Genomic DNA, 4,124 nt, shown 5'->3' with positions numbered 1-4,124 from the left:
CGTGCGCACTTCGAAGGGCTGAAGGCTCGCCTCGACGCCGTGGGCATCCCCTACGTGATCAACCCGAAGTTGGTTCGCGGCCTGGACTACTACAGCAAGACCGTCTTCGAATGGGTCACCGACAAGCTCGGCGCCCAAGGCACCGTGTGTGCCGGCGGCCGCTACGACGGCCTGGTGGAGCAGATGGGCGGCAAGCCGACCCCTGGCGTGGGCTTTGCCATGGGCATCGAGCGCCTCGTGTTGATGCTTGAGGCGCTGGACAAGGTGCCTGAAGAGCTGTCCCGTCAGGTCGACGTCTACCTGTGCGCCTTTGGCGAGGCTGCCGAGCTGGCCGCCCTGTCGTTGAGCGAGCGGGTTCGCGACCAGTTGCCCAACCTGCGCCTGCAGATCAACGCCGGCGCCGGCAGCTTCAAGAGCCAATTCAAGAAGGCCGACAAGAGCGGTGCGCTGTACGCATTGATCCTCGGTGACGACGAACTGGCCCAACAAGTGGTAGGTTTCAAACCCCTGCGTGGCCAGGGCGAACAACAAAGCATTGCCTGGGATGCGCTTGCTGCACACCTGGCCACCTGCGTCGTGCAGGGTTGAAGCTGTCAAACAGCCGATTTAGCGATTAAGGAGTATTGGGGTGTCGAGTACCGAAGATGAACAGCTGGCGGATTTGAAGGACTGGTGGACGCGCAACGGCAAGCCGCTGGTCACTGGCGGCCTGTTGGCGCTGGTCATCGTGTTCGGCTGGCAGGCCTACCAGAAATACCAGAGCAACCAGTCGCAAGGCGCCTCGATGCTCTACCAGCAATTGCTGGAAACCACCCTGACCCCGGACGGCAAGCCTGACGCGGCGCGCGTGGCGGACTTGGCCGGCAAGCTGAACAAAGAGTTCGGCGGTACCGCCTACGCCCAGTACGGCAGCCTGTTCGTGGCCAAGGTCGCGGTGGACAGCGGCAAGCTGGACGACGCGGCCACCGAGCTGAAAGCGATCGTCGACAAGCCGGCCAACCCGACCCTGGGCGAAGTGGCGCGTCAGCGCCTGGCACAGGTGCTGGCGGCCCAGAACAAGGTCGAAGACGCCTTGAAGCTGCTCGACGGTGACGCCGACAAGGCGTTCCTGGCCACTCGCGAAGAACTCAAGGGCGACCTGCTGGTACAGCTGGGCCGTGCCGATGAGGCCCATGCGGCCTACCAAAAAGCCAAGGCTGCGCTGTCGGATGAAGCCGCGGTCGGTGGCCTGCAAATCAAGCTGGACGACCTGGCCAAAGGGGATGCGTGACGTGATCCGTTGGAAACATGCAGCATTGCTGGCCCTGGCCATTCTGGCCGCGGGTTGCAGCAGCAACAGCAAGAAAGAACTGCCTCCGGCCGAACTGACCGACTTCAAAGAAGAAGTCGTGCTGCAGAAGCAATGGAGCCGCTCCATCGGTGACGGCCAGGGTGAAACCTACAACATGCTGGTGCCGGCCATCGACGGCGACACCATCTATGCGGGCGACGTCACGGGCGTCGTCATGGCCATGGACCGCATGAACGGCGACGTCAAGTGGAAGAAAGATCTCGAATTGCCGGTGTCCGGCGCCGTTGGCGTCGGTTACGGGCTGCTCATGATCGGCACGCTCAAGGGCGAGATCGTCGCCCTGGACGCGAGCAGCGGTGAAGAGAAGTGGCGCGCCCGCGTCAGCAGTGAAGTTCTCGCGCCGCCTGCCACCAACGGTGACGTGGTCGTGATCCAGACCCAGGATGACCGTCTGATCGGCCTGGATGCCGCCACCGGCAACCAGCGCTGGGTGTATGACAGCACTCCGGCGGTGCTGACCCTGCGGGGCACCAGCGCGCCAGTCGTCACCAACCGCCTTGCGGTGGCTGGCCTGTCGACCGGTAAGGTCGTGGCCCTGGACATTTCCAACGGCGTGCCGGTCTGGGAACAGCGCGTAGCGATCCCGCAAGGTCGTTCGGAACTGGAGCGTGTGGTCGACATCGACGGCGGCCTGCTGCTGTCCGGCGGTACGCTGTACGTCGCCAGCTACCAGGGTCGCGTTGCGGCACTGGACCTGGAAAGCGGTCGTGTGCTGTGGCAGCGCGATGCGTCCAGCTACGCCGGTGTCGCCCAAGGTTTTGGCAGCGTCTACGTGAGCCTGGCTTCGGGTACCGTCGAGGGCGTTGACGAGCGTTCCACCACCGCCTTGTGGAGCAACGATTCCCTGGCCCGTCGTCAACTGTCGGCCCCGGAAGTGTTCTCCAGCTACGTTGCAGTGGGTGACCTGGAAGGTTACCTGCACCTGCTCAGCCAGGTGGACGGTCGTTTCGTCGGCCGTGAGCGCATCGACAGCGACGGCCTGCGTGCCCGTCCGCTGGTGGTGGGCAGCATGATTTATGTGTATGGCAACAGCGGCAAACTGGAAGCCCTGACCATCAAGTAAGACTATGCTTGGGTTAATTCCCAAGCGGCTCCAGTTTTGTAGGAGCGAGCCTGCTCGCGAAAGCAGTGGGTCAGTCGACATACAGGTCGCTGATCCATCGCATTCGCGAGCAGGCTCGCTCCCACAAGGTGGCCCCCCGAGCACCAGCCGCTGCCTCGCAGCGGCTTTTGTATTTTCTGAAATAACGAAGTGGAGAGCCGCATGGTTCCCGTAATCGCCCTGGTGGGCCGACCGAACGTCGGCAAGTCCACCTTGTTCAATCGCCTGACCAGGACTCGCGACGCCATCGTCGGCGACTTGTCCGGTCTGACCCGTGATCGCCAATACGGTGAGGCCAAGTGGCAAGGGCGTACCTATATTCTGGTCGACACCGGCGGCATCTCCGGTGATGAACACGGCATGGACGAAAAAATGGCCGAGCAATCGCTGCTCGCCATCGAAGAAGCCGATGTGGTGCTGTTCCTGGTAGACGCCAAGGCCGGTTTTACCGCCGCGGACCAGATGATCGCCGAGCATTTGCGCAAGCGTAACAAGCGTTCCTACGTGGTCGCCAACAAGGTCGACAACATCGACCCGGACATGGCCCGCGCCGAGTTCGCGCCGTTGGGCATGGGCCAGGCGATCCCGATCGCCGGTGCCCACGGACGCGGCATCACCCAGATGCTGGAAATCGCCCTGGCGGATTTCCCGAAGGACGATGAAGACGAGCCGGAAGAAGGCGAGGAAGAAATCGTTGCCGAGGGTGAGGAAGCCAAGCGCATTCCGGGCCCGAGCGAAAAAGACGGGATCAAGATCGCGATCATCGGCCGCCCGAACGTCGGCAAGTCGACCTTGGTCAACCGCATGCTCGGCGAAGACCGGGTCATCGTCTACGACCAGCCCGGCACCACCCGCGACAGCATCTACATCCCCTTCGAGCGTAACGAAGAGAAGTACACGCTGATCGACACCGCCGGTGTGCGCAAGCGCGGCAAGATCCACGAAGAAGTCGAAAAGTTCTCCGTGGTGAAAACGCTGCAGGCGATCAAAGACGCCAACGTGGTGATCTTCGTGATGGACGCCCGCGAAGGCGTGGTGGATCACGACCTGAACCTGCTGGGCTTTGCCCTGGAAGCCGGGCGTGCGCTGGTCATCGCGATCAACAAGTGGGACGGCATGACGCCGAGCGAGCGCGACTACGTGAAGGTCGAATTGCAGCGCCGGCTGTTCTTCGTCGACTTCGCCGACATCCACTTCATCTCGGCCCTGCACGGCACGGGCGTGGGCAACCTCTACGCTTCGGTGCAGAACTCGTTCAAGTCGGCGGTCACCCGCTGGCCGACCAACCGTCTCACCCAGATCCTCGAAGACGCCGTTGGCGAGCACGCGCCACCGATGGTCAACAATCGTCGGATCAAGCTGCGCTACGCCCACTTGGGTGGCGCCAACCCGCCAATCATCGTGATCCACGGCAACCAGATCGAGAAAGTGCCCAAGTCGTACGTTCGCTATCTGGAGAACACTTATCGTCGCGTCCTGAAGTTGGTCGGCACCCCGATCCGCATCGAGTTCAAGGGCGGCGAGAACCCGTACGAAGGCAACAAGAACACGCTCACCGACCGCCAGGTCAACAAGAAGCGCCGCTTGATGTCGCACCACAAAAAGGCCGACAAGAAGCGCCGCGACAAGCGCTGATCCGGGATTTGTCCGGATCGCTTTTGTGGCGAGGGA

4 protein-coding genes are annotated in these 4,124 nt (G+C 62.5%); all 4 read left to right on the top strand.

From position 1 onward, the window contains the following. On the top strand, positions 1-588 hold a 588-nt coding region (locus tag OC610_RS22380), incomplete at its 5' end, for a histidine--tRNA ligase (RefSeq protein WP_264430849.1). A gap of 40 nt (positions 589-628) precedes the next feature. Next, positions 629-1,270, top strand: coding sequence for a tetratricopeptide repeat protein (locus OC610_RS22375; RefSeq protein ID WP_045155132.1), 642 nt, complete (start codon positions 629-631; stop codon positions 1,268-1,270). Further along, on the top strand, positions 1,263-2,414 hold the full coding sequence (bamB, locus tag OC610_RS22370) for an outer membrane protein assembly factor BamB (RefSeq protein ID WP_264430848.1): 1,152 nt from the start codon (positions 1,263-1,265) through the stop codon (positions 2,412-2,414). Before OC610_RS22375 ends, bamB begins: the two co-directional genes overlap by 8 nt. Before the next feature lie 201 nt (positions 2,415-2,615). Further along, positions 2,616-4,088, top strand: a complete 1,473-nt coding sequence (gene der / locus OC610_RS22365; protein ID WP_030139585.1) for a ribosome biogenesis GTPase Der — start codon at positions 2,616-2,618, stop codon at positions 4,086-4,088. Positions 4,089-4,124: the final 36 nt, after the last annotated feature.

It is taken from the genome of Pseudomonas agronomica, assembly GCF_025917275.1.
In the GTDB taxonomy this organism is placed as follows: Bacteria; Pseudomonadota; Gammaproteobacteria; order Pseudomonadales; family Pseudomonadaceae; genus Aquipseudomonas; species Aquipseudomonas agronomica.
Note: the sequence above shows the minus strand (reverse complement) of the source record. Positions and strands in the feature narration are given on the sequence as shown.

Bases quoted from the DNA above. Each gene is read 5' to 3' on its own strand.
- bamB (WP_264430848.1), top strand. From the start codon at position 1,263: ATGCGTGACGTGATCCGTTGGAAACATGCAGCATTGCTGGCCCTGGCC.
- der (WP_030139585.1), top strand. From the start codon at position 2,616: ATGGTTCCCGTAATCGCCCTGGTGGGCCGACCGAACGTCGGCAAGTCC.